This is a genomic window from Microbacterium sp. F2E (assembly GCF_020905435.1).
In the GTDB taxonomy this organism is placed as follows: domain Bacteria; phylum Actinomycetota; class Actinomycetes; order Actinomycetales; family Microbacteriaceae; genus Microbacterium; species Microbacterium lacticum.
In genome coordinates, this window is sequence record NZ_JAJJIB010000002.1 from 48886 (window position 1) to 72183 (window position 23298).

Genomic DNA, 23298 nt, shown 5'->3' on the forward strand with positions numbered 1-23298 from the left:
ACGGGGCGGCCGGTCGGGGCGGCGCTGCCAGGGGGGCCGCCGCCAACGGTCGGAGCAGTGGGGCGGGTGCTGACCCGGCGGTCGCACCCGACAACACAGGCACCACCGGTCCGACGGTTGGTGAGCCGCTCGTGCCGGCGACCCGCGAGGCGCTCGCCGGTCTGCCGGTCGACGTCGCGCCGCGCCTGCTCGGCGGGGTGCTCGAGGTGACCTCCGGCGGCGAGACCGTGGCGGTGCGGCTCACCGAGGTGGAGGCCTACCACGGAGCCGGCACCGGCGACCGGCCCGACCCCGGGTCGCACGCCCGGATGGGCCCGACCGCCCGGAACGCCACCATGTGGGGTGAGCCCGGGCATCTGTACGTGTACCTCAGCCACGGCATCCACTCGTGCGTCAACGTGGTGTGCGGACCCGAGGGGACGGCGGGCGGAATCCTGCTGCGCGCCGGCGAGGTGATCGACGGCGTGGATGCTGCGGAGCGCCGCCGCCCCGCCGCGCGCGTGCGCCGAGATCTCGCCCGCGGCCCCGGCCGGCTGGGCGATGCGGTGGGCCTTCGCCACCCCGTGCACGACGGCATCGACGCGGTGACCGGGGTCGAGCAGGCGCGCGCCGTCGCGCGGCTGTGGTTGCCGGCATCCGTCGACCCGCGCGTCGTCAGCGGACCGCGCGTGGGCGTCGCCGGCGTCGCGGGGACGGATGCCTTCCCCTGGCGCTTCTGGATCGACGGCGACCCCACGGTGTCGCCTTTCCGCTGGGGCCGCGGCGCCGGCCCGGCGGCCGATGCGCAGCCCGGGGCTCAGCCCGGCGCCCGCAGGGCGGGCGGGGCATCCGTGCTAGACTGACTCCTTGTCTGCGCGCAGAAGACTCTCCCTCGAGTGCGCAGTTCGTATCCCACCACCGAAATCCACCGGTGATCGGGGTGCAGACAAGGGATCTTGGGTGGGGCCGTCCGGCCTCACGGTACAGAAGGAGTAACCACCATGGCAGCAGTGTGCCAGGTGACTGGAGCGGTTCCCGGCTTCGGTCACAACATCTCGCACTCGCACCGCCGGACGAAGCGCCGCTTCGACCCGAACGTGCAGAAGAAGACCTACTACGTTCCTTCGCTTGGTCGCAAGATCACGCTGAACGTCTCGGCTAAGGGCATCAAGGTCATCGACGCCCGCGGCATCGAGTCGGTCGTGAAGGACCTCATCGCGAAGGGTGTGAAGCTCTAATGGCGAAGAAGGCTCAGGACGTCCGTCCGATCATCAAGCTCCGTTCGACCGCCGGCACGGGGTACACCTACGTGACGCGCAAGAACCGTCGCAACAACCCTGACCGCATCGTGCTGAAGAAGTACGACCCGGTGATCCGCAAGCACGTCGAATTCCGAGAGGAGCGCTGATCTCATGGCCAAGAAGAGCAAGATCGCGCGCAACCACCAGCGCGAAGAGGTCGTCGCCCGCTACGCCGAGAAGCGTGCCGAGCTGAAGAAGACCCTCGTCGACCCGAACGCGACCGACGAGGCCCGCGAGGCCGCCCGCGTCGGCCTGCAGAAGCTGCCCCGCAACGCGTCGCCCGTGCGCCTGCGTGGCCGCGACGCCATCGACGGTCGCCCCCGCGGCTACCTGTCGAAGTTCGGCATCTCGCGTGTCCGCTTCCGCGACATGGCGCACAAGGGCGAGCTGCCCGGCGTCACCAAGTCGAGCTGGTAAGCACCACAGCACACAGAGGCCCGTCCCCGCGAGGGGGCGGGCCTCTCTGCATGCGCCGGCCCGAGCCGCGATGCCAGGGCCACAGACGTCACACAAACCACACCAGACACGCGACACGCCGGTGAACATGACGGGAGAAGGCCGGAAATCCGCGGATTTCCGCGGTTCGTGGGTATATTCGGGACCGGTCCATCCGACCGACCCGGGCGATCGCCCGGTCCGATGTAACTGAAGTCGGCACACGCTGCCGTCTGGAGGAAACCCCATGGCTATCACCAAGACCGAGCTCGTCGCCAGCATCGCCAGCGCGACGGGCGAGAGCCAGGCCACCGTCGGCCGCGTCGTCGACGGTCTGTTCTCGGCTGTCTCCGAGGCCGTCGCCAAGGGCGAGAAGGTCACCATCCCCGGCTTCCTCTCGTTCGAGACGGTCAACACCGCCGCTCGCACGGGCCGGAACCCCCAGACCGGCGCCGAGATCGCCATCCCGGCCGGCAAGCGCGTCAAGGTGACCGCCGGCTCGAAGCTCAAGGCTGCCGCGAAGTAACCCGCACCAGCTGACGAAGGGGGGATGCCACGTGGCATCCCCCCTTCGTCGTCTCTGGCTGTCCGCCCGAGCAGGCCCGCGTAGGCTGGACGGGTGCCCACCCGTGCCTACCGGGTCGCAGGTCTTGCGATCCTCCTGATCGCCGCGCTCGCCGCGATGATCATCGGGCTCCTCTACGGCGGGGGCGCGGATGCCCCGCTGATCGCCGATCCCGGGCCGCTCGTGCGCTGGGGGCTTCCGACCGCGACGCTCGCGGTGAACCTCTCCGCCGCCGGCATGGTCGGCTCGCTCGTGCTCGCCCTCTTCGCACTGCGCGCCGGCAGCCGCCCGTTCGACACGGCGCTCGATGTGGCCTCGGCCGCCGCGGCGATCTTCACCGTCTCGAGCGCCGTCGTCGCCTTCCTGACCTTCGTCAACATCTTCAACGCCGCCCCCAGCGCGGGCGCCGAGTTCGGCCAGCAGCTCGGCCGCTTCCTCGTCGACACCGAGGTCGGTCGCGCCTGGGCGCTGACGACGATCGCCGGCGCCGCCCTCACGGTGCTCACCTTCGCCGTGCGCGGCTGGACGCCGACGCTCCTCGTCACCGCGCTCGCGGTGGCCGCCCTCATCCCGATGGCCACGCAGGGCCACGCGGGCGACGAGGCCGGCCACAACACGGCCGTCGTCTCGCTCTCGCTGCACATCATCGGCGCGGCGGTCTGGCTCGGCGGGGTGGTGCTGCTCGTGGCGCTCCGCCCGCGCCTCGACCGCGCCGAGCTCGCCGACGTGCTCGCCCGCTACTCGTCGATCGCCCTCGCCGCGTTCGTCGTGGTCGCCCTCTCCGGCGTCGCGCGCGCGATCGTCGGCGTCGTCGCGTGGCAGAACCTGTTCTCGCCGTACGGCGCGATCCTCGCCGTGAAGGTCATCGCCCTGATCGCGATCGGCGTGCTCGGCGCCGCGTACCGCCTGCGACTCATCGCCCGCATCAGAACGGATGCCGAGGCATCCAGCGCCCGCGCCGCCGGACGGTTCTGGGGGCTCATCGCGCTCGAGCTGGCCTTCATGGGCATCGCGTCGGGCGCCGCCGTCGCCCTCTCGCGGACGCCCCCGCCGGTGGACACGAAGCTGCCCGCCGTGCCGAGCCCCGCCGAGGTGCTCACCGGGGCGCCGCTGCCGCCCGAGCTCACCCCGATCCGCTGGATCACGAGCTGGGACATCGACGTGCTGTGGGCCTTCGCCGTCGGGTTCGGCGTGTTCTTCTACCTGGCCGGGGTGTGGCGGCTGCGTCGCCGCGGCGACCGCTGGCCGCTCTACCGCACCGTGCTGTGGCTCGGCGGCCTGGCGCTGCTCCTCTGGGTCACGAGCGGCTCGGTCAACGCGTACCAGGACTACCTGTTCAGCATGCACATGGTCGGGCACATGCTGCTGTCGATGGCGATCCCGATGATGCTCGTCTTCGGGGCTCCGGTGACCCTGGCATCCCGCGCCATCGTCAAGCGTTCGGACGGCACCCGCGGCGGCCGGGAGTGGATCCTCTGGGCCGTGCACACGCCGTTCTCGCGCGTCATCACGCACCCGCTGTTCGCCGCGGCGATGTTCATCGGCTCGCTCTGGGCGTTCTACTACACCGACCTCTTCCGCTGGACCCTGTACGACCACCTCGGGCACGAGTGGATGGTGGCGCACTTCCTCATCTCGGGATACCTGTTCGTGCAGTCGCTCGTCGGCATCGACCCGGTGCCGTACCGCCTGCCCTACCCGTTCCGCCTGCTGACCCTCATCGGCGTCATGGCGATGCACGCGTTCTTCGGCATCTCGATCATGATGTCGACCGGCCTGTTCGTCGCGGAGTGGTTCGGGTCGGTGGGGCGCACGTGGGGCGATCCGCCGCTCGTCGATCAGTACGCCGGCGGCGGCGTGGCGTGGTCGATCGGCGAGATCCCGACGCTGATCCTCGCGATCACGGTCGCGATCCAGTGGAGCCGGTCGGATGACCGTGCCCAGCGCCGCTCCGACCGCCAGGCCGAGCGCACCGGCGACGCCGAGCTCGAGGAGTACAACGCGCGCCTGCAGGCGCTCGCCGACCGCGACGCCCGCGCGCGGCGCTGACCCGCGGGAGTGGGCGGCGGGCGGCCCGGGCGGCGGGCGGCCGCCGGGTCAGCTGCCGTCGGTGATCGTGATGGCTGCCGTGCCGTCGGGCAGGATCGTCACGGTGCCCGCCACGGAGAAGGGCACGGCCTCGTCGAGGTGACGCACGCTGCCGTCGAAGATCGACTGGATGTCGACCTGGATCTGCGCGACGGCCTGCACGCGCTGGATGGCCCAGTTCGCGCCGTCCGGTACGAGCGAGACGACGGGCTGCTGCACCATCGCCCACACGGGCGCCTCTTCGATGCGGTTGCGGACGACCAGGCCGAACGGGCATCCCGTCGGCTGCAGCACCTGCTGCGTCGCGCACGCGGTGAGGAAGTCTTCGACCTGCTGCTGCACCGCCGCCTCGAACTCGGGCGTCGGCTCGGTCTGCAGGTCGACCGGGATGCTCGCCTGCGGCTTGTCGGAGAGCACGGCGACCCCGCGCGAGGTCGACACCGGGGTATCGACCTCGATCGAGTACAGCCCCGGCGAGAAGACGAGAAGCGACACCGGCTCGAGCGGGTCGGCGTCGACACCGGCGGCGGCGACCTGCCGGGTGTCGAGGTCGAAGCCGTTCACCGTGAACCGGGTCGCGCCGCGCAGCGTCAGTTCGATCGCGGCGAGCGGGCTGGTCGAGAAGCGCCAGGTGGGGGCGACGCCGACCCAGCCGGCGCGTTCGACGCGGAACGCGGTCGTTCCCTCGTGCGGACCGGCCTGGTAGTGCACCGTCACCGTCGTGACGCCGTCGGCGCCCTCGTCGGTGCCGACGACTGTGGCGTCGGTGAGCGGGGCGAGGGCCGCGGCACGCAGGAGCGCCTGATTCGACTCGGAGGGCAGGCCCGCTGCCAACAGCTGCGCCGAATCCACGGCGACGCCGGGCAGGGCGAGGGCGTCGGCGGCCTGCTTGCCGGCGAGCAGGTCGAGGTAGCGGGTGACGAACGCCGACGGGCTGTAGAGATCGCGGTAGAGCACCGCCCCGGTCGCGCCCAGCGCGCCGACGAGCAGCACCCCGACCACCGCGAGTGCGGTCAGGTCGCGCCCGAGTGTGCGGCGCCGCCGCGAACCGCCGCGCGTGCGCGTGCCCGTGCCGGAGCCTGTGTCCGTGCCCGTGCCCGTGCCCGTGCCTGTGCCTGTGCCCGTGCCCGTGCCCGTGCCCGTGCCGGAGGCCGTGGCTGTGGCGACGACGACGTGCTCCGAGGCGCCCAGGCGCGGCGAGGCATCCACCTGCCCGTGCTCTGCGCCGCTCTCCACCCGCCCAGTCTAGGAAAGCCGGCCTGAGAGGACGCGGCATTTCCCTCTACCATGGAACGAATGAGCCTGCCGCCCCTCTCTGCCGAGCAGGAGGAGCTGTTCCGGCTCATCGAAGACACCCGCGAGCACGTGTTCGTCACGGGGCGCGCCGGCACCGGCAAGTCGACGCTGCTGCAGTACCTGGCCTGGAACACCGAGAAGCAGATCGCGGTGTGCGCGCCGACCGGCGTCGCGGCGCTCAACGTCGAGGGGCAGACGATCCACTCGCTGTTCCGACTGCCGATCGGGCTGATCGCCGACAGCGAGCTCGAGCAGTCGGAGCCCGCCCGCAAGATCCTGAACGCGATCGACACGCTCGTCATCGACGAGATCTCGATGGTGAACGCCGACGTGATGGATGCCATCGACCGCTCGCTCCGTCAGGCGCGGCGCCGGCGCTCCGAGCCGTTCGGCGGGGTGCAGATCGTCATGTTCGGCGACCCGTACCAGCTGGCCCCGGTGCCGCCGCGCGGCGACGAGCGCAAGTACGTCGACGACCACTACCGCTCGTTCTGGTTCTTCGACGCCCAGGTGTGGGCGGGGCCGCGGCCCGACGCCGCCGGGTCGCTGGGCGGAGCCATCCGCTCCGACGGGCTGCTCGACCTCGGGCGGGTGGGGGCGCCGCTGAACATCCGCGAGCTGCGCGAGATCCACCGCCAGGCCGACGACGGGTTCAAGGCGATGCTCAACGCCGTGCGCTACGGCGTCGTGACGGCCGACATCGCCGGTCAGCTGAACGCCGCGGGTGCGCGGCCGGTGCCCGAGCCGGTCGAGGGGGAGCCCCCGATCATCACGCTCGCGACGCGCAACGACATCGTGAACCGCATCAACCAGCGGCACCTCGACGCCCTGACCGGGCCCGTGCAGACGGCGCGGGCGGAGGTGTCGGGCGACTTCGGCCGCGGCGAGAGCGGCTACCCCGCCGACGCCGAGCTGCAGCTGAAGGTCGGGGCGCAGGTGATGTTCCTGCGCAACGACATCGCCGGGTACGGCGCGCCCGGCGGCGGCGGCCCGCGCTGGGTCAACGGCTCGATCGGCACGGTGACGCGTATCGCCGGGGGCACCGTGCGCGTCGAGCTCGACGGCGAGGAGCACGACGTCGAGCCGGCGGTGTGGGAGAGGTTCCGGTACGCGTACGATCCCACGACCCGCAAGCTCACCCGCGACATCGTCGCCGAGTTCACGCAGTTTCCGCTGCGGCTCGCGTGGGCGGTCACGATCCACAAGTCGCAGGGCAAGACGTACGACCGCGCCGTGATCGACCTCGGGTCGGGGGCGTTCGCCCCCGGTCAGACGTACGTCGCGCTCTCACGGCTGACCTCGCTGGACGGCCTCTACCTGACGCGTCCGCTGCGGCCGAGCGACATCCTCGTCGACGCCGACGTCCGCCGCTTCATGGCCGGCGTGCGCGCGTCGGGGTTCTGACCCGGGGCATCCCCCGCGTGGGCGCGGGTCAGGCGACGGTGGCGGTGGATGCCTCGGCCTTGGCCGCGGCGAGGTCGACGAACAGGTCGGTGTTGAACTGGTACGCCAGGAGCACCTCGTCGATGACGCGCTCGGCCTCGACGGCATCCCACGGCGCGGCGTCGAGCTGCTCGCGGTAGACGTCCTTGAACGCGGCCGGGTCGGCGATCTCGTCGAAGACGTAGAACCCGATGCCGTTGGAGCCGAGCTCGAACTGGCGCGCCATGATCTTGCCGATGAACTGGCCGCCCGAGAGGTCGCCGAGGTAGCGGGTGTAGTGGTGTGCGACGAAGCCCCCGGGCCAGGTCGAGGCGACCTCCTCGATGCGCGCGACGTAGCGCTCGGTGGCCGGCAGCGGGGTGATGCGGCTGCGCCAGTCGTCGCCGATCAGGTAGGCGAGGTCGGCCTCGAGGGCCGGGAGGCGCGTCAGCTTCTCGGTGATGAACGGGGCCGCGATTGGGTCATCCCGCATCGCGTCGGCCGCCGTCTCGAGCGTCTCGTAGATGAACCAGTGCTGCGCGACGAGGGCGACGTAGTCGTCGCGGGTGCCGTTTCCGCGCATGAGATCGCTCATGAAACCGGCGCCTTCGCTGCCGGAATGGGCGTTGCGCGAGCGCTCGCGCAGGGCGGTCGAGAACGGGACGAGCTCAGCCATGACCGTCAGCATAGCTGAAACTAAGGCTCAACTAACCTGAAGGTTTCGAAGGAAAACGCCCAGGGTCGCCGAGGGGCCCGGGGTCGGCGGCCGGGGCGGCCCCCGGCGCACGGATCAGCGCACGAGGTCAGTCGTGCGGACGGGGCTCCACGCCGAGCCGCGCGCAGGCGGCGTCGTAAAGGGCGACGATCTCTCGGCGCACCTCGCGGCGTTCGGTGATCTCGCCGCCGGGCCACGGCACGCGGATGACGTCTTCGGCGCCGTCGGCGGTGATCACATGCCACTGGCCGGCGGCGCCGTCGAAGGTCGTCATCGTCGAGGAGATCACGTCGGGCAGCGGCGAGAAGGCGCGGGCGATCAGCAGGTTGTCGTCGGTGTGGTCATCGTTCATGTGGCCGAGCACGCCCGCGAGGGCGGCGTCGTCGAAAGTGTGCGGCATCCGCTCAGCCTATGCACCCCGCCGGCGGCGGGACCGCGCCGGGCACCCCGGATGCACGGTCGCGGCGCGGGCATGATCTACGCTGGTGAGGACTATCGGGGGTGAGGATGGCGGGCTCTTTGCGCGTGCGGCGGTGGACCGCTGCGGCGTGTGCGGCGATCGTCGCTCTGTCGCTGGTGGCGTGTGCGCCCGAGGCATCCGAAGGTCTCGATCTGCCGACTCAGGTCGACGCCTCCTTTTCCGACGAGGCGCAGGCGCAGCTGCAGGGAGCGGTCGATCTCGCGGTCGCCGCATCGGGCTCGACGGGCGCGATCGTCGGCGTCTGGGCGCCGTGGGCGGGCACGTGGCTGAAGGGCGTCGGCACGGTTGCGCCCGAGGGCAAGGACACGAGCACGAGCAACTCGTTCAAGGCGGGCGCGGTCACGCGCGCGATGACCTGCGATGTGCTCTACGGCCTGGTCGAGCAGGGCACGGTCGCCCTCTCCGACAGCGTCACCAAGTACGTTCCGGGGCTGCCTGACCACGAGGCGGTCACCCTCGGCCAGCTGTGCGATTCGACGAGCGGATTCGGCACGTACAGCGACCGCCTGAACGGCCGCTTCATGGCGAACCCGACGCGCACATGGAGCCCGCGCGAGCTCGTCGCCTACGGCACGGGGTCGTCTGCGGCGGCGCAGCCGGGCGCGGCGTTCGCCGACTCCGACACCGGGTACGTGCTGCTCGGCCTCGCGCTGGAGCACGCCACTCGCAAGTCGGCCGCGGAGCTGCTCGACGAGTTCGTCTTCACGCCGACCGAGATGGATGCCACGGCGCTGCCCGCACCCGACGCGAGCGCGTCGTCGGCCGGCGTCCAGCTCTCCGGCCTCTGGTCTCCGAACGCCGAGGACGGCAGCGTCGCGTGCGCCGCGCCGGTCGACATCACCGACCTGTCGCCGAGCGCCGGGTTCACCGCGTGGGGTGTCGTCTCCGACCTCACCGACCTCGGCCGGTACACGCAGGCGCTCGCCACCGGCGCGCGGCCCTACGACACCGACGCGCGGTTCGAGAACCCGATGCCGGCGGCGGCGGATGCCCCGTCGTGGTTCACCGCCAAGGGCGGCACCTACCAGGCGGGGAGCCTCGTCGGCCAGTACGGCTCGATCCCCGGCTACCTCACGGCGGCGTTCGCCGATCGCAACACCGGCATGACCGTCGTCACCGTGCTCAACAACTCGCGCGCATCGAACACGCTGGTGCGGAGCCTCGCCTGGCAGCTGGCGGCGATCGCGTCGAAGCTGCCGGCGGCGCCCGGCGAGACCGCGCCCGACGCCGGTCTGCCCTGGACGGCCGAGGACATGGGCGCTCAGGTCGCCGCGGCCGCCGTCTGCCCGCTGCCGTGATGACCGGCCCCCGCGCGGGGGCGAGCGCGACGCCGGCGCCCGCGGTGATGCTCGTCGTCGCGGGGCTCGTGTGTCAGGAGGTCGGCGCCTCGATCGCCGTGCTGCTGTTCCCCGAGGCGGGGCCGCTCGGGATGGTGCTGCTGCGGCTCGGCTTCTCGGCGCTGATCCTGCTCGCCGTGACGCGCCCGCGTCTGGGCGGGCACTCGCGGCGTGACTGGGGTGCCGTGGGCGTATTCGGATTCGTGCTGGCGGCGATGAACGGCCTGTTTTACCTCGCGCTCGAGCGGCTGCCGCTCGGCGTGACGGTCACTATCGAGGTGCTCGGCCCGCTCGCCCTCGCGATCGCGACGGGGCGGCGCGTGTGGTCGCTCGTCTGGGCCGCGCTCGCGTTCGCCGGCGTCGCCGCGCTCGCGGGCGGCGGGTGGGACCGGCTCGACCCGCTCGGCGTCGCGTTCGCCCTCGGCGCCGCCGCGATGTGGGCGCTGTACATCCTCTCGTCGGCGCGGGTGGGCGCCGCCTTCGCGAAGCTCGACGGCCTGGCGTGGGCGATGGTCGTCGGCGCGATCGTCGCGCTGCCCTTCGGGGTGATCGATGCCGGGGCGACGCTCCTCCGCCCCGACATCCTGGCGCTCGGCGCGGCGGTCGCGCTGCTGTCGTCGACGCTGCCGTACGCGTTCGAGCTGATCGCCCTGCGGCGGCTGGCGGCGTCGGCCTTCGCGATCCTGATGAGCCTCGCCCCGGCGATCGCGGCGCTCGCCGGGTTCGTTCTGCTCGGGCAGCACCTGTCGTGGCTCGAGCTCGTCGGTATCGCCCTCGTCATCGGGGCATCCATCGGAGCCATCCGCGGCGCCGGCCGCGCCGCCGCGGGCGCCGCCGAGCCCATGGCCTGAGGGCGGCGAGGTGGCGATGGTGCCGGCGGTGGCGACGTGCATCTCGCGGCTGTGCCGCACGGGGCGGTGCGTAACGCGGCTGTGCCGCACGGGGCGGTGCGTAACGCAGGAGAAGCGGCGGGGTCAGTGAGCGGCGGCCGCGGAGTTCCGGGGTTCACGCCGGGCGGCGGGCGCGGATCTCCTGAGTTGTGAACGCCCCGGCGGGGGCCGCGACGCGGCGGCGCGGTCAGCGCGGCGGTGCGGTGGATGCCCGGGGGATCAGCGTCGGGAGGGCGAGCCGCGCGGTGCCGGCGGGCGGAGCCGGTTCGGCGAGCAGCTCGACGGCGGCGGTGGCGATCTGCTCGAATGCGGCCGAGGTGAAGGCGGGCGCCTCCGTCACGTCGATCGCCTACGGCGTGCGGGTCGTGCCGGTGGTGTTCTCGGCGACAACGATGGGGGTGAAGCTGCCCGCAGCCGTCGGGATGCCCGTGACGCGCGCCGTGCCGTCGCGGTTGTCGACGAGCGTGAGCCCGGCGGGCAGGTTCTCGACGGCGATCGACGGGATCGGCCAGCCGGATGCCGTGATCGTGGCATCCACGGCCACGCCGATCGGCGCGGTGAGGGGCGTCGCCGTGACGGTCGGCGCGAGGAGCGGGCGCAGGGTGATCGGGGTGACGGCAGGCATCTCTCCGGTCGCGTGGGCAGGACGCAGAGAGTGAGCGTGCACGAGTGAGCCTTTGTGGGCCAGGCGCGGGGGGATGCGCAACGGGTACCCTCTCCCCAGATGAGAGGACTCTCATACCGTAGTGGGTCGGCCGTCGGCTCGGCGTGAGCTTGGTGGAGGGGCTGACGGGAATCGAACCCGCGCTGTCTGCTTGGGAAGCAGAAGTTCTGCCATTGAACTACAGCCCCAGAGCATCCCGCAGGATGCCTGAGAAAGCCTATCAGGCGGCTCTCGCGATCACGGCGCCGGCGGGCCCGAGTAGGGCGGCTGTGCCGGCGGGCCCTGGTACGGCGACGCGGGCGGAAGGTAGCCGCCCGGGGGGAACTGCTGACCGCTCTGCTGCATGGCGAGGAGCATCCCGTTCTTCACTGCGGTGCGCATGATCAGGTAGTTGATCCACAGCGCCAGGGCGAGGATGCCGAGGTAGATGACGATCATGATGAGGAAGAATCCGATGCCGATCCCGGCTCCGTAGTCAGGGTTTATGGCCGCTACTGTAGGGCGACACGGCCGCACGCACGAGGAAATATTCGCGCGAATAGATACGTGGACCACCGTGCGTCCCCAGACCGGGCGCGCTTCGGAAGGAACGTCCATGACCGGCATCCGCTCCCGCATCGCGATCATCGTCGGCAGTGCGCGTCCCGTGAGCATCGGCGACCAGCTCGGCGCCGAGATCGCGCGGGTCGTCGAGGCATCCAGCGATGCCGATGTCCGCACGCTCGACCTGCGCGAGATCGGGCTGCCGATGCTCGACGAGCCGCTCATGGCGGCGCTCGGCCAGTACGCGCACGCGCACGCCCGGGCGTGGGCCGCGCAGGTCGCCGATGCCGACGCGGTGATCTTTCTCACCCCGCAGTACAACGGCGGCTATCCCGCGTCGCTGAAGAACGCGATCGACTATCTGGGCGCCGAGTGGCGGGGGCTCCCCGGCGCGATCGTCAGCTACGGCGGTCGCGGCGGTCCGCTCGCCGCGGATCAGCTCGCCGGCGGGCGCCGCGCGGCCTGAGGGGCCCCCGCCGGAACCGAACCCCGGCCGCCGCGGCGCGGCTGCGCTCGCGCCGCTAGGCTGGCCGCGTGCTGCTCAGTGACCGCGACATCCGCGCCGAGATCGACAAGGGCCGGGTGGCCCTCGACCCGTGGGACCCGGCGATGGTGCAGCCGTCGAGCGTCGACGTGCGCCTCGACCGCTACTTCCGGCTGTTCGACAACCACAAGTATCCGTTCATCGATCCGGCGGAGGATCAGCCCGATCTCACGCACCTGATCGAGGTGCGGCCCGACGAGCCGTTCATCCTGCATCCGGGCGAGTTCGTGCTCGGCTCGACGTTCGAGCAGGTGACGTTGCCCGACGACATCGCCGCGAGGCTCGAGGGCAAGTCATCCCTCGGTCGCCTGGGGCTCCTTACGCACTCGACCGCGGGTTTCATCGACCCCGGGTTCTCCGGCCATGTGACGCTCGAGCTCTCGAACGTCGCGACGCTGCCGATCAAGCTGTGGCCGGGCATGAAGATCGGGCAGCTCTGCTACTTCCGGCTGTCGTCGCCGGCCGAGAACCCCTACGGCACCGGGCCGTACCTGAACCGGTATCACGGCCAGCGCGGGCCGACGGCATCCCGCTCGTTCCAGAACTTCCACCGCACCGACGTCGGGGCGACGGACGCCGGCGCGCGCGGCAACTGACCCGCTCCCGCGGCGTCAGCCCATCGTCGCGTCGAAGTCGTCCTGCGTCCGCACGCGGGTGACGCGGACGCCACCGCCGTCGACGGGCGCCTCGGGAAAGCGCGCGGCGATCTCGGCCGCGCGGGCCTGATCGGCGACGTCGACGAGGCAGCAGCCGGTGACGACGTCGGCTTCGCCCGCGGGCGTTCCGCCCCGGGGCCGCGGGCGCCGAGAACGCACAACAGCACCTCTCCGAGGTCGAAAGAGGTGCTGTTGTGCGTTTTCGATGGGGTGGTGGATGCCCCGGGAGGCTTGTGCCCGAGGGGGGACGGGTCAGTCGCGCGGGGCGCCGCCGCGCTGGAACCCGGCCTCGCCCGCCGCGAGCTCGCGCGACTGCTCACCAAGCTCGCCGCCGCCTGGCCGCAGCTCTGACCGGCCCGACCGTCTCCGACGAATCCCCCGTCAGCGGGTGAAATGCCGGGGTGAACGCCGACACTCCCGACTCCTCCGCGCTCTTACCCTCCCCGTCCGCGGAGACCCCCGCGAGCGCATCCGCCGCCAAGACAACCGCCAGCGAGACCGCCGCCCCCACCCGCCGCACCGGCCCGGGCCTCTGGGTCGTCGGCCCCGCTGCGGCCGTCGCGCTGCTGTTCAGCGCGTTCGCGATCTTCTTCCCCGCGCAGGCCGAGCTCTTCTTCGGCACGATCCAGGCCGCGATCGTCGACGGGTTCAGCTGGTACTACGTCCTCATCACGGCGTTCTTCGTCGCGTTCTGCCTCTTCCTCGGGTTCAGCCGCTACGGCGACATCAAGCTCGGCCGCGACGACGACGAGCCCGAGTTCTCCAACACGGCGTGGTTCTCGCTGCTGTTCGCGGCGGGCATGGGCATCGGCCTCGTCTTCTACGGTGTGAGCGAGCCGCTCAGCCACTTCGTCGCCCCGAAGCCGGGCGTCACCGGACCTCCCGCCCAGCTCGCCCAGTCGGCGCTCACCCAGACCTACCTGCACTGGGGCGTGCACGCGTGGGCGATCTACGTCGTCGTCGGGCTCGCACTCGCCTACGCGATCCACCGCCGTCGCCGTCCGCTGTCGATCCGCTGGGCGCTCGAGCCTGTGCTCGGCCGCCGGGTGCGCGGCGGCTGGGGCAACGCGATCGACTCGATCGCCCTCGTCGGCACGCTGTTCGGCGTCGCGACGAGCCTCGGCCTCGGCGTCATGCAGCTCAGCTCGGGTCTCGACTCGGCCGGGATCATCGAGAACCCCGGCATCCTCGAGCAGATCGTCATCATCGTGGTCATCACGGGCGGCGTGCTGTTCTCGGTGCTCTCCGGCGTCACGCGCGGCATGAAGTGGCTCTCGACGACCAACCTCATCCTCGCCGCACTGCTCCTCCTCTACGTCCTCTTCGTCGGCGACACGGTGTACCTCCTGCGCGAATGGGTGCAGTCGATCGGCGCGTACCTCCAGAACTTCATCGGGCTCAGCTTCAGCGTCAGCGCGTTCCAGGGTCAGGCCGGTCAGGAGTGGCAGGCGGCGTGGACCGCGTTCTACTGGGGGTGGTGGATCTCGTGGGCGCCCTTCGTCGGCGTCTTCATCGCGCGGGTCAGCCGCGGCCGTACCGTGCGCCAGTTCGTCATGGGCGTGCTGATCGTGCCAACGCTCCTCGGCATCCTGTGGTTCGCCGTCCTCGGCGGGTCGGCGCTTAAGCTCGAGATGGACACGCCCGGATCGATGACGGATGCCTCCGGCGGGGTCGATCTGCAGGGCGCGCTCTTCCAGCTGTTCCAGCACCTCCCCGGCACGATGGTGCTCACGATCGGCGCGCTGATCCTCATCGCGATCTTCTTCGTGACCTCGGCCGACTCGGGCGCGTTCGTCATGGGCATGCTCGCCACCGGCGGCAACCCCGAGCCCTCGCGGCCCGTGAAGGCGCTGTTCACGTTCGTGACGGCGATCCTCGCGATCGCGCTCCTCATCGCCGGCGGGCTCGTCGCGCTGCAGACGGCGGCGATCATCATCGCGCTGCCGTTCAGCATCGTGATGCTGCTCATCTGCTGGTCGACGATCGTCGCCTTCCGCCGCGAGCGCGCCGCCTACGACCGCGCCCGCCGGGCCGAGTTCGTCGACGAGATCGGGGAGCGCTACGGGCTCGAAGTCGAAGAGCCCAACGAGCGAGGCATCCGCCTGCCGTGGATGCGGCGCCGCTGAGCATCCGCTCCCGTCAGCTGCGCACGTGCGGCGGCAGCTTCACGAACAGCAGCAGCACGAGACCGATGAGCAGCACGACCCCGATCCCGAGCACGCCGTAGACGATGCCGCCGAACCACGCGAGCGACAGCGACCAGGCGAGCGGTGACAGGAACGACGCGACGCGCCCCGTCGTGGCGTAGAGGCCGAAGATCTCGCCCTGCATGCTCGGCGGGGTGATGCGCGTGAGCATGCTGCGGCTGGCGGCCTGCGCCGGCCCCACGAAGGCGCACAGCAGCAGACCGCAGATCCAGAACACGATGCTCCCGAAATCGCGGAGCGCGAAGACGACGAAGGCCATCGCGACCAGGCCGACAAGGGCGATGATGATCAGCTTCCGCGCCCCGATCGCGTCGTCGAGCCGGCCGGCGAGGATCGTGGAGATACCCGCGACGAGGTTCGCCGCGAGGCCGAAGGCGATGACTTCGAGGAACGAGAATCCGAAGCCCTGCGCCGCGAGCACCGCGCCGAAGGCGAAGACGCCGGCGAGGCCGTCGCGGTAGACGGCGGCGGCGAGGAGGAAGGAGAAGGTCGGCCGGTTCACGCGGAACAGATTCACCAGGTTCTTGCCGAGAGCGACGTACGAACCGAGCGGCCCGACCTTCTCGGGCCCGCCGTACGAGGGCGACTCGGGTACGTTCCGCAGCAGCGGGATCGAGAACACGAGGGTCCACACCGCGCACAGCACGGCGACGAGCTTGTACGCGAGCGGGTTGTTCTGCCCGACCCCGAACAGGATCGGGATGCACAGGATCAGCGCGACGACGCCACCGATGTAGCCAAGGCCCCAGCCGAGACCCGACACGCGACCGACGGTCTTCGGCGTCGAGACCTCCGAGAGCATCGCGTAATAGCTGACGTTCCCGATCTCCGAGATGACCGCGCCGAGCGCGACGGCGAAGGCGCCGAACCAGAAGTAGCGCGGATCGGCCTCGACGAAGAACAGCGCGAACTGCACGAGGGCGACCGCCACCGTCGCGCCGAGGACCCACTTCTTCTTGCTGCCGCGCGCGTCGGCCTGCTGGCCGAGCACCGGTGCGAGCAGGAGGATCAGGATGCCCGCGGCGAAGTTCGCCCAGCCCCAACATTCCGAGAGGTCGGTGAGGCCTTGGCAGTACGCCGTCGCGATGTTCTCCGAGGTGTTGCAGTTGAGGTACGAGCCGTCGGCGAGGCGGCCGGACTCCCGCACGGCGGGGTCGAGGAACTGGCGCGAGGTGAGATAGAGGGCAACCCAGACGAAGGTCAGGATGACCGTGTTGAAGGGCTGCATCGCCCAGTCCCACATCGCCCACGAGATCACCCGGCGCCGCGGGATGTCGCGGTCGGGGACGGAGTTCTGGAACGCCTCGCCGATCGCGCCGAGCGCGCGTGTGTCGGCGGGCATGGGGGGCACGGCGCGGGGCGCGTCGGGGCTGGGCTGGTCGGGCAGCGGCATGCTCGTCACGCTAGGGCGCGCGGGTGAACGGGCGGTGGCGCCACACCGCCCACCCGGGCGGGCGCCCGCGCGGGTCAGGGCGGGCGACTACCGTAGGAGGATGACTTCCGACACCGCGCCTGACGAGGCCCCGGCGACCCCCACTCTCACGTTCGCCGACCTCGGTCTCGACGACGCCGTTCTGAAGGCGGTAAAGGACGTCGGCTACGAGACGCCGTCGGCGATCCAGGCGGCGACGATCCCGCCGCTGCTCGCCGGCCGCGACGTGCTCGGCACGGCGCAGACCGGCACCGGAAAGACCGCCGCGTTCGCGCTGCCGATCCTGTCGCAGCTCGACCTGTCGCAGAAGACCCCGCAGGCGCTCGTGCTCGCCCCCACGCGCGAGCTCGCCTTGCAGGTGTGCGAGGCGTTCGAGTCGTACGCCGCGCGGCTGCGCGGAGTGCATGTGCTGCCCGTCTACGGCGGACAGGGCTACGGGCAGCAGCTGTCGGCGCTCCGCCGCGGCGTGCACGTGGTCGTCGGCACCCCCGGTCGCATCATGGACCACCTCGACAAGGGCACGCTCGACCTCTCCGAGCTGCGCTTCCTCGTGCTCGACGAGGCCGACGAGATGCTCAAGATGGGCTTCGCGGAAGACGTCGAGACGATCCTCGCCGAGACGCCCGCCGGCAAGCAGGTCGCGCTCTTCTCGGCGACCATGCCGGCGCAGATCCGCCGCCTCGCGGGCACGTATCTGAAGGATCCCGACGAGATCAACGTCAAGGCCAAGACGACGACGTCGGCGAACATCACGCAGCGATACCTCGTCGTCTCCTACCCGCAGAAGGTGGATGCCCTGACCCGCATCCTCGAGGTCGAGCCCTTCGAGGGCATGATCGTCTTCACGCGCACGAAGAACGAGACCGAGACGCTCGCCGAGAAGCTCCGCGCCCGCGGCTACACCGCCGCCGCGATCAACGGCGACATCGCGCAGGCCCAGCGCGAGCGCACCGTCAACCAGCTGAAGAACGGCAAGCTCGACATCCTGGTGGCGACCGACGTCGCCGCCCGCGGCCTCGACGTCGACCGCATCAGTCACGTCGTGAACTTCGACCTGCCGATCGACACCGAGTCGTACGTCCACCGCATCGGCCGCACGGGCCGCGCCGGTCGCACCGGCGACGCGATCAGCTTCGTCACTCCGCGCGAGCGGCGGATGCTCGCATCCATCGAGAAGGCGACGCGTCAGCCGCTCACGGAGATGGCGCTGCCGAGCGCCGACGACGTCAACGCGACCCGCCTCACGCGGTTCGACGACGCGATCACGACGGCGCTGTCGGAGACCGAGCGGATCGACCGTTTCCGCGACATCATCAACCACTACGTGCGCCACCACGACGTGCCCGAGGCCGACGTCGCCGCGGCGCTCGCCGTCGTCGCGCAGGGCGAGACACCACTGCTGCTGGATGCCGCGGACGACGCCCCCGTGCGCCGCGACCGCGAGCGGTTCGACCGCGACCGCGACCGGGAGGGCGGGCGTGACCGGTTCGACCGCGGCGACCGCTCGGACCGCGACGACCGGCCGCGGCGCGGATCGTCGGGCCCGACCGCGACGTACCGCATCGAGGTCGGCCGGCGGCACAAGGTCGAGCCGCGCCAGATCGTCGGAGCGCTCGCGAACGAGGGCGGCTTCCGCCGCGAAGACTTCGGCGCGATCCAGATCCGGCCCGACTTCTCGCTCGTCGAGCTTCCCGCCGACCTCCCCGCCGACACCCTGAAGCGGCTCGAGCAGACCCGCATCAGCGGCCGGCTGATCGAGATCAAGCCCGACCGCTTCCAGCGTTCGGCGAAACGAACCGATCGTCCGTCGCGTCCGCGCGACTGACCGGCCGACGGGATGTCCGGAGTTGTGAACGGCGGAGCGTGAGGAGGGCGACCCGGCCGGACGGCGGCCGGGACCGTCAGCTCAGCGGCCGGGTCGCCTCTTCGAGCAGTTCGAGGACGTGCCGGTACTCCGCACCGGTCGCACGGGTCATCCCGATCTCGCACGTGCGGTTGCACGACGCGTGGGCGTCGGCGCCGAGGCGGGCGACCTCGGCCGCCTCGGCCGCGGTCGCCGCGGCCGTCAGTTCGGGATGGAGCATCCCGCGGTCGCCGGCGAAGCCGCAGCAGTTCCACGCGTACGGCACGGTCACCTCGCGGGCGACGACCGCGCCCACCGCCAGCAGAGCGGGATCGAGCCCCATCTGTGTGGACGAGCAGGTCGGATGCAGGACGAGCGAGTCGACCAGCGGCGTGATCTCCCCGAGCGCCGGCAGCACCTCACGGGCGACGAAGTCGACGGCATCCTCGGTGCGGAAGGGCAGCTTCCGGTCCTCGAAGATGTGCGCGAACCCCTCCGTGCAGCTGGAGGCGTCGCTGATCACGGGCAGCGCGCCGTCGCGGGAGGCGACCCGCACCGCCTCGACGACCCGATCGGCCATCACGTCCCGCCCGCCGGCGTACCCCTTCGAGGTCCACGGCGTGCTGCAGCACAGGGCTTCGATGCCTTCGGGCACCACCACACGCACGCCGGCGCGTTCGAGCAGCCGCGCGAACGCGGAGGTCGCGCCGATGCCCTCCCCCGCGGCTCCGAACATGGAGTTCACGCAGGCGGGCAGGTAGACGGCGACCGGATCGCCGGGGCCGGACCCGAGGCATCCGGTCAGCGGCCCCCGCGCCGAGCCGCCCGCCGGGAGGTCGGCGCTGTACTCCGGGACCGTGTCGGCCCCCAGGAGGGCCCGCCCCACCGTCGTCGCGGCCTTCACGAGTCCCGCGGGCACGTGATCGGCGACGGTCAGGGCCGCCGCTGCGCCGCGACTGACGGCGCCCCACCCGTGCGCGGCGGCCTTCCACCCGGCCGCCAGCACCGGATTCTGATCCTCTCGGCGCAGCCTCTTGACGAGCGCGCCGGTGTTGATGAGGACGGGGCATGCGGTGACGCACATGCCGTCGACGGCGCAGGTGTCCACGCCCGCGTAGTCGTAGTCCCGGTCGAGCTCACGAGCGAGGGCGTGATCGCCCGCCGCCTCGGCGCGCTTCATGCCGCGACGCACGACGATCCGCTGCCGGGGCGTGAGCGTGAGGTCCTTCGACGGACACACCGGCTCGCAGTACCCGCACTCCACGCACCGGTCGGCTTCGGCCTCGATCGGCTCGGCGAGCTTGATGTTGCGCAGGTGCGCCCGCGGATCGTCCTCGATGATCACGCCGGGGTTGAGCATGCCGGTCGGGTCGCACAGCCGTTTGAGCTCGCGCATCACCTGGTACAGCTCCTCGCCGTACTGCCGCCGGACGTAGGGCGCCATGACGCGACCGGTGCCGTGCTCGGCCTTGAGGTTGCCGCCGGCGCCCAGCACGAGGTCGACCATCTCCTCCGTGAACGAGGTGAAGCGCCCGAGGGCCGCGTCGCCCTCGAAGCGGTCGGTGAGCATGAAGTGGATGTTGCCGTCCTTGGCGTGCCCGAAGATCACGCTGTCGCGGTAGGAATAGGTGGCGAACAGGTCCTGCAGCGAGGCGCAGGTGGGCGCGAGCTGCGGCACGGGCACGACGATGTCCTCCAGGAGGGCGGTCGTCCCGGACGGACGCGCACCCGCGACGCTCGTGTACAGGCCCTTGCGCAGCTTCCACGCCAGGGCGCGCTCGCCGGCGTCGCTGGACAGCGCAGCCGGCGTGATCAGCGGCAGCTCGCGCAGCAGAGCAGTGCCCGCCGCGGCCAGCGCGGCGAGTCCGGCCTCGTCCATCGCCTGGTACTCGATCAGCAGCGCGGCCTGGTCGGTGACCTCGAAACCGCGGATCTGCGGCGGCGCATCGGCGAAGGACTGACCCACGCGCAGACTGGTCGCGTCCATGAGCTCGAGGGTCGCGGCACCGGTCGCCACGAGGGCGGGGAGCGCGCGGGTCGCCTCGACGATGTCCGGGAAGACCGCGAGCGCCGTGGTCACCCGGGGCTTGATCGGGACCGTGCGGTAGGTGGCCTCGGCGACGAAGGCGAGAGTGCCCTCACTGCCGATCACGAGGCGGGTGAGCACCTGCGCGGGGGACTCGTGGTCGAGGAACGCGTTCACCCCGTACCCGATGGTGTTCTTCATCGCGAACTGCCGCTCGATGAGGCGGACCGAGTCGGGATTCGAGCGGACGCGCGCCGTGAGGCGGCGCAGGCCTTCGAACAGCTCCGGCTCGGCGGCCTGCAGCGCGGCATCCGCGTCGAGCGCCGCGGAGTCGACGACCGTGCCCGAAGGCAGCACGAACACCATCGACTCGAGCGTGCGGTAGGTGTTCTCGACCGTCCCGCACGCCATGCCGCTGGAGTTGTTGGCGATCACCCCGCCGATCGTGCATGCCGCCTCGCTGGCCGGGTCGGGGCCCAGTCGATATCCGTGCCGGAGCAGACGGGCGTTGACCTGCCGGACGGTGGCACCCGGCTGCACCCGCACGCGGCGGCCTCCGTCGAGCACGTCGATCCGCCGGAAGGAGCGCCGCGTGTCCACGAGGATGTCCTCGCCGGACGACTGCCCCGACAGGCTCGTCCCGCCCGAGCGGAACGTGACCCTGGACCCGCTCGCGGTGGCGGCGCGCATGATCGCCCCGACCTCGGCGGCGTCGTCGGCGATCACCACGGCGCGCGGTGTGTGCAGGAAGTGCGAGGCGTCGCTCGCGTACGCGACCCGGTCGATCGCCCGCAGCCTGATGCGCTCCGCCTCGCCGACCGCAGCGGCGACGGCGGGGTCGATCCATCCCTGCCGCGGGATGTCGTGGTCGGCGTGCGGGAGGGGATGCCGGGCTGCAGCGGTCACGGCGTGGGGACCATCCAGCCGAGGATCGGGGTGGACTGCAGGTAGACCAGGCCCGTGAAGACGATCAGCAGGCCCAGGCTCCACCAGAGGAGCTTTCGGAACAGGTCGCCCTCCTTGCCGGCCATTCCGGCCGCCGCGGCGGCCACGGCGAGGTTCTGCGGTGAGAGCATCTTGCCGAGCACGCCGGCGGACGAGTTGGTGGCCGCCATGAGGACGGGGTCGAGCCCGACTTTCTGGGCCGTCGTTGCCTGCAGCAGGCCGAACAGCGCGTTCGAGGAGGTGTCCGATCCGGTGATCGCCACGCCCAGCCAGCCGATGGCCGGCGACAGCAGGGCGAAGAAGCCGCCGGTCGCGGCCAGCGCCGCGCCGAGGGTGTGCGTCTGACCGGACAGGTTCATGACGTAGGCGAGGGCGAGGACCGACACGACGGTGACGATGGTGAAGCGCAGCTGGTGGAGCGTCGCCCCGTATGCCTCCAGCGCCCGGCGCGTCGGCAGCCGGTACAGGAGGGCGACGATGATGCCCGACAGCAGCAGCAGCGTGCCGCCGGTTCCGATGTAGCCGAGCTTGAAGACCGTGGCCACCGCCTCACCCGAGCTGTCGGAGACGTCCAGACCGGGCCAGGCGAAGGTCAGCGTCGCATGCTCGGCGAGGAAGGCCTTCACCGGCGGCAGCTGCGAGATCGAGAACACCGCGATGATCACGACGTAGGGCATGACCGCGTTCCAGGTCAGGTTCGCCGGCGTGCGCCCGCTGCGGTCGATCCTGGTCGCGTCGGCGACCTTGACGACCGTCGTGGCGGTCTTGCCGCCGGTCGTGGGGACGGTTACGCCGACGGCCGAGCCGGCGTTCGCGTCGGCGATCGCCGGCTCGAAGGCGACGGTGCTCCTGGGCGTCCAGAACTTCAGCGTGACCAGCACGGCGATCACGGTCACCACGGCGGCGACCACGTCGGTGATCTCGACCGCGATGAAGTTGGAGGTGATGAACTGCGACACGGCGAAAGCGACACCGGCGACGATCGCGACCGGCCAGGTCTGCCGCACGCCGCGCCATCCGTCGACGATGAACACGAGGATGAGCGGAACGAAAACCGCCAGGAACGGCGTCTGGCGGCCCGCCATCTGCGAGAGCAGATGGATGTCGATGCCGGTCACCCCCGACAGCGCGATGATCGGCGCGGCCATCGCGCCGAACGCGACCGGTGCCGTGTTGGCCAGCAGTGACACCACGGCCGCTTTGACCGGCGCCATCCCCGCGGCGATGAGCATCGCGATGGAGATCGCGACCGGCGCGCCGAACCCGGCGAGGGACTCGAGCAGCGCACCGAAGCAGAAGGCGATGATGATGGCCAGGATCCGCTGGACCGACGTGGCCGAGACCTACGACGTGGCGCGGCCCACGGCGAAGATGGCGATCGAGAACCTGGTGCGCGAGAACCTGCTGCAGCGCAGTGCGCACAAGACGGCCCGCGTCGTGCGCCTGTCGCCGGACGACGCGCGCGACATCTACCTGTCCCGCGAGGTGGTCGAAGCCGAGGTGCTCCGCCGGCTCGCGCGCAAACGCCTCGCGCCGGAGCGCGCCCGCAAGGCCAACGCCGAGATCGCGATGCTGATCGATGCCTCGCCGGGGGAGGTCGTCGAACCGGACATGCGCTTCCACACGGCGCTGATCGACGCCATCGGCAGTCCCCGGCTGAGCCGCACCTACGGATCGCTCGCCTCGGAGGTCGTCTTCTGCATGTCGCAGGTGCAGGGGGCCTCGCTGCTGCCCACCGAGCTGATCGCGGCCGAGCACGAGCGCATCCTGGAACTGATCGAGGCGGGGGACGAGGACGGTGCGGCGGCTCTTCTCGCCATCCACATCGGTCGCGCCCGCGAGCGCCTCGCCGAACGGCTGGGCGGCGTGGCCGGGCCCGAGGCGTTCGTCCCGCCCACCGTATGACCGCGCCGGCATCCTGAAAACTTG

At 71.3% G+C, this 23298-nt stretch carries 24 protein-coding genes and 1 tRNA gene; 14 read left to right on the forward strand and 11 right to left on the reverse strand.

What is annotated here, in order from left to right:
* Positions 1–131 precede the first annotated feature (131 nt).
* The 6 genes from LOK55_RS02400 (at position 132) to LOK55_RS02425 (ending at position 4329) form a co-directional block, all read left to right on the forward strand.
* Positions 132–842 carry a DNA-3-methyladenine glycosylase gene (locus LOK55_RS02400; RefSeq protein WP_141380633.1) on the forward strand — a complete coding sequence of 237 codons (711 nt, stop codon included), beginning with the start codon at positions 132–134 and terminating at the stop codon, positions 840–842.
* Positions 843–980: 138 nt separating this feature from the next.
* Positions 981–1217, forward strand: coding sequence for a 50S ribosomal protein L28 (gene rpmB / locus LOK55_RS02405; protein ID WP_005051771.1), 237 nt, complete (start codon positions 981–983; stop codon positions 1215–1217).
* A complete protein-coding gene (gene rpmG / locus LOK55_RS02410) occupies positions 1217–1387 on the forward strand; it encodes a 50S ribosomal protein L33 (RefSeq protein ID WP_005051772.1) in 171 nt (56 codons plus the stop codon). The genes rpmB and rpmG overlap by 1 nt, the downstream gene beginning before the upstream one ends.
* A gap of 4 nt (positions 1388–1391) precedes the next feature.
* The gene (rpsN, locus tag LOK55_RS02415; RefSeq protein ID WP_141380635.1) at positions 1392–1697 is read left to right on the forward strand and encodes a 30S ribosomal protein S14; all 306 of its coding nucleotides are present in this window, start codon (positions 1392–1394) and stop codon (positions 1695–1697) included.
* 265 nt (positions 1698–1962) lie between these two features.
* A complete protein-coding gene (locus LOK55_RS02420) occupies positions 1963–2241 on the forward strand; it encodes an HU family DNA-binding protein (RefSeq protein ID WP_196324560.1) in 279 nt (92 codons plus the stop codon).
* A gap of 93 nt (positions 2242–2334) precedes the next feature.
* The gene (locus tag LOK55_RS02425; protein ID WP_229934089.1) at positions 2335–4329 is read left to right on the forward strand and encodes a cytochrome c oxidase assembly protein; all 1995 of its coding nucleotides are present in this window, start codon (positions 2335–2337) and stop codon (positions 4327–4329) included.
* 48 nt (positions 4330–4377) lie between these two features.
* Here LOK55_RS02425 and LOK55_RS02430 read toward each other — a convergent pair whose 3' ends face one another.
* Complete coding sequence (locus tag LOK55_RS02430) at positions 4378–5604, reverse strand: hypothetical protein (RefSeq protein WP_308066626.1); 1227 nt, start codon at positions 5602–5604, stop codon at positions 4378–4380.
* Positions 5605–5664: 60 nt separating this feature from the next.
* On the opposite strand from LOK55_RS02430, the gene LOK55_RS02435 reads away from it, so the two are divergent.
* Positions 5665–7068: an ATP-dependent RecD-like DNA helicase gene (locus tag LOK55_RS02435; RefSeq protein WP_229934090.1), complete on the forward strand. Its 1404-nt coding sequence runs from the start codon at positions 5665–5667 to the stop codon at positions 7066–7068.
* Positions 7069–7096: 28 nt separating this feature from the next.
* Here LOK55_RS02435 and LOK55_RS02440 read toward each other — a convergent pair whose 3' ends face one another.
* Together LOK55_RS02440 and LOK55_RS02445 are read right to left on the reverse strand one after the other, a co-directional pair.
* Positions 7097–7762: a heme oxygenase (biliverdin-producing) gene (locus LOK55_RS02440; protein ID WP_229934091.1), complete on the reverse strand. Its 666-nt coding sequence runs from the start codon at positions 7760–7762 to the stop codon at positions 7097–7099.
* Positions 7763–7889: 127 nt separating this feature from the next.
* Positions 7890–8201: a DUF2470 domain-containing protein gene (locus LOK55_RS02445; protein ID WP_196324563.1), complete on the reverse strand. Its 312-nt coding sequence runs from the start codon at positions 8199–8201 to the stop codon at positions 7890–7892.
* Between the two features lie 107 nt (positions 8202–8308).
* Here LOK55_RS02445 and LOK55_RS02450 point away from each other — a divergent pair, with 107 nt between their 5' ends.
* Both LOK55_RS02450 and LOK55_RS02455 read left to right on the forward strand, forming a co-directional pair.
* Entirely contained in the window at positions 8309–9580 is a 1272-nt protein-coding gene (locus LOK55_RS02450) for a serine hydrolase (RefSeq protein WP_229934092.1), read from the forward strand.
* Positions 9580–10470 carry a DMT family transporter gene (locus LOK55_RS02455; protein ID WP_229934093.1) on the forward strand — a complete coding sequence of 297 codons (891 nt, stop codon included), beginning with the start codon at positions 9580–9582 and terminating at the stop codon, positions 10468–10470. Before LOK55_RS02450 ends, LOK55_RS02455 begins: the two co-directional genes overlap by 1 nt.
* A 226-nt stretch (positions 10471–10696) precedes the next feature.
* Here LOK55_RS02455 and LOK55_RS02460 read toward each other — a convergent pair whose 3' ends face one another.
* The 4 genes from LOK55_RS02460 to LOK55_RS02475 form a co-directional block, all read right to left on the reverse strand.
* Entirely contained in the window at positions 10697–10849 is a 153-nt protein-coding gene (locus LOK55_RS02460; RefSeq protein ID WP_229934094.1) for a hypothetical protein, read from the reverse strand.
* A gap of 9 nt (positions 10850–10858) precedes the next feature.
* Positions 10859–11134: a hypothetical protein gene (locus tag LOK55_RS02465; protein ID WP_229934095.1), complete on the reverse strand. Its 276-nt coding sequence runs from the start codon at positions 11132–11134 to the stop codon at positions 10859–10861.
* A gap of 153 nt (positions 11135–11287) precedes the next feature.
* A tRNA-Gly gene (locus tag LOK55_RS02470) sits at positions 11288–11361 on the reverse strand.
* Between the two features lie 49 nt (positions 11362–11410).
* The gene (locus LOK55_RS02475; protein ID WP_229934096.1) at positions 11411–11611 is read right to left on the reverse strand and encodes a hypothetical protein; all 201 of its coding nucleotides are present in this window, start codon (positions 11609–11611) and stop codon (positions 11411–11413) included.
* A 157-nt stretch (positions 11612–11768) separates the two neighbouring features.
* Here LOK55_RS02475 and LOK55_RS02480 point away from each other — a divergent pair, with 157 nt between their 5' ends.
* Together LOK55_RS02480 and dcd are read left to right on the forward strand one after the other, a co-directional pair.
* The gene (locus LOK55_RS02480; RefSeq protein ID WP_229934097.1) at positions 11769–12182 is read left to right on the forward strand and encodes an NADPH-dependent FMN reductase; all 414 of its coding nucleotides are present in this window, start codon (positions 11769–11771) and stop codon (positions 12180–12182) included.
* Positions 12183–12250: 68 nt separating this feature from the next.
* Positions 12251–12856: a dCTP deaminase gene (gene dcd, locus LOK55_RS02485; RefSeq protein WP_141380438.1), complete on the forward strand. Its 606-nt coding sequence runs from the start codon at positions 12251–12253 to the stop codon at positions 12854–12856.
* Positions 12857–12871: 15 nt separating this feature from the next.
* Here the strand turns inward: dcd and LOK55_RS02490 are convergent, their stop codons facing one another.
* The gene (locus LOK55_RS02490) at positions 12872–13075 is read right to left on the reverse strand and encodes a hypothetical protein (RefSeq protein WP_141380439.1); all 204 of its coding nucleotides are present in this window, start codon (positions 13073–13075) and stop codon (positions 12872–12874) included.
* A 242-nt stretch (positions 13076–13317) separates the two neighbouring features.
* Between LOK55_RS02490 and LOK55_RS02495 the strand changes: the two genes are divergently transcribed.
* Positions 13318–15042, forward strand: a complete 1725-nt coding sequence (locus LOK55_RS02495; RefSeq protein ID WP_308066627.1) for a BCCT family transporter — start codon at positions 13318–13320, stop codon at positions 15040–15042.
* Between the two features lie 13 nt (positions 15043–15055).
* Here the strand turns inward: LOK55_RS02495 and LOK55_RS02500 are convergent, their stop codons facing one another.
* Positions 15056–16516, reverse strand: a complete 1461-nt coding sequence (locus tag LOK55_RS02500; protein WP_229934098.1) for an MFS transporter — start codon at positions 16514–16516, stop codon at positions 15056–15058.
* A gap of 100 nt (positions 16517–16616) precedes the next feature.
* Between LOK55_RS02500 and LOK55_RS02505 the strand changes: the two genes are divergently transcribed.
* Positions 16617–18380: a DEAD/DEAH box helicase gene (locus tag LOK55_RS02505; protein WP_229934099.1), complete on the forward strand. Its 1764-nt coding sequence runs from the start codon at positions 16617–16619 to the stop codon at positions 18378–18380.
* Positions 18381–18456: 76 nt separating this feature from the next.
* Here the strand turns inward: LOK55_RS02505 and LOK55_RS02510 are convergent, their stop codons facing one another.
* Together LOK55_RS02510 and LOK55_RS02515 are read right to left on the reverse strand one after the other, a co-directional pair.
* Complete coding sequence (locus tag LOK55_RS02510; protein WP_229934230.1) at positions 18457–21267, reverse strand: FAD-binding and (Fe-S)-binding domain-containing protein; 2811 nt, start codon at positions 21265–21267, stop codon at positions 18457–18459.
* A gap of 59 nt (positions 21268–21326) precedes the next feature.
* The gene (locus LOK55_RS02515) at positions 21327–22688 is read right to left on the reverse strand and encodes an L-lactate permease (RefSeq protein WP_308066631.1); all 1362 of its coding nucleotides are present in this window, start codon (positions 22686–22688) and stop codon (positions 21327–21329) included.
* Here LOK55_RS02515 and LOK55_RS02520 point away from each other — a divergent pair.
* Positions 22606–23274: a GntR family transcriptional regulator gene (locus LOK55_RS02520; RefSeq protein ID WP_229934232.1), complete on the forward strand. Its 669-nt coding sequence runs from the start codon at positions 22606–22608 to the stop codon at positions 23272–23274. The two genes, LOK55_RS02515 and LOK55_RS02520, sit on opposite strands and share 83 nt — an antisense overlap.
* The last annotated feature ends 24 nt before the right edge of the window (positions 23275–23298 follow it).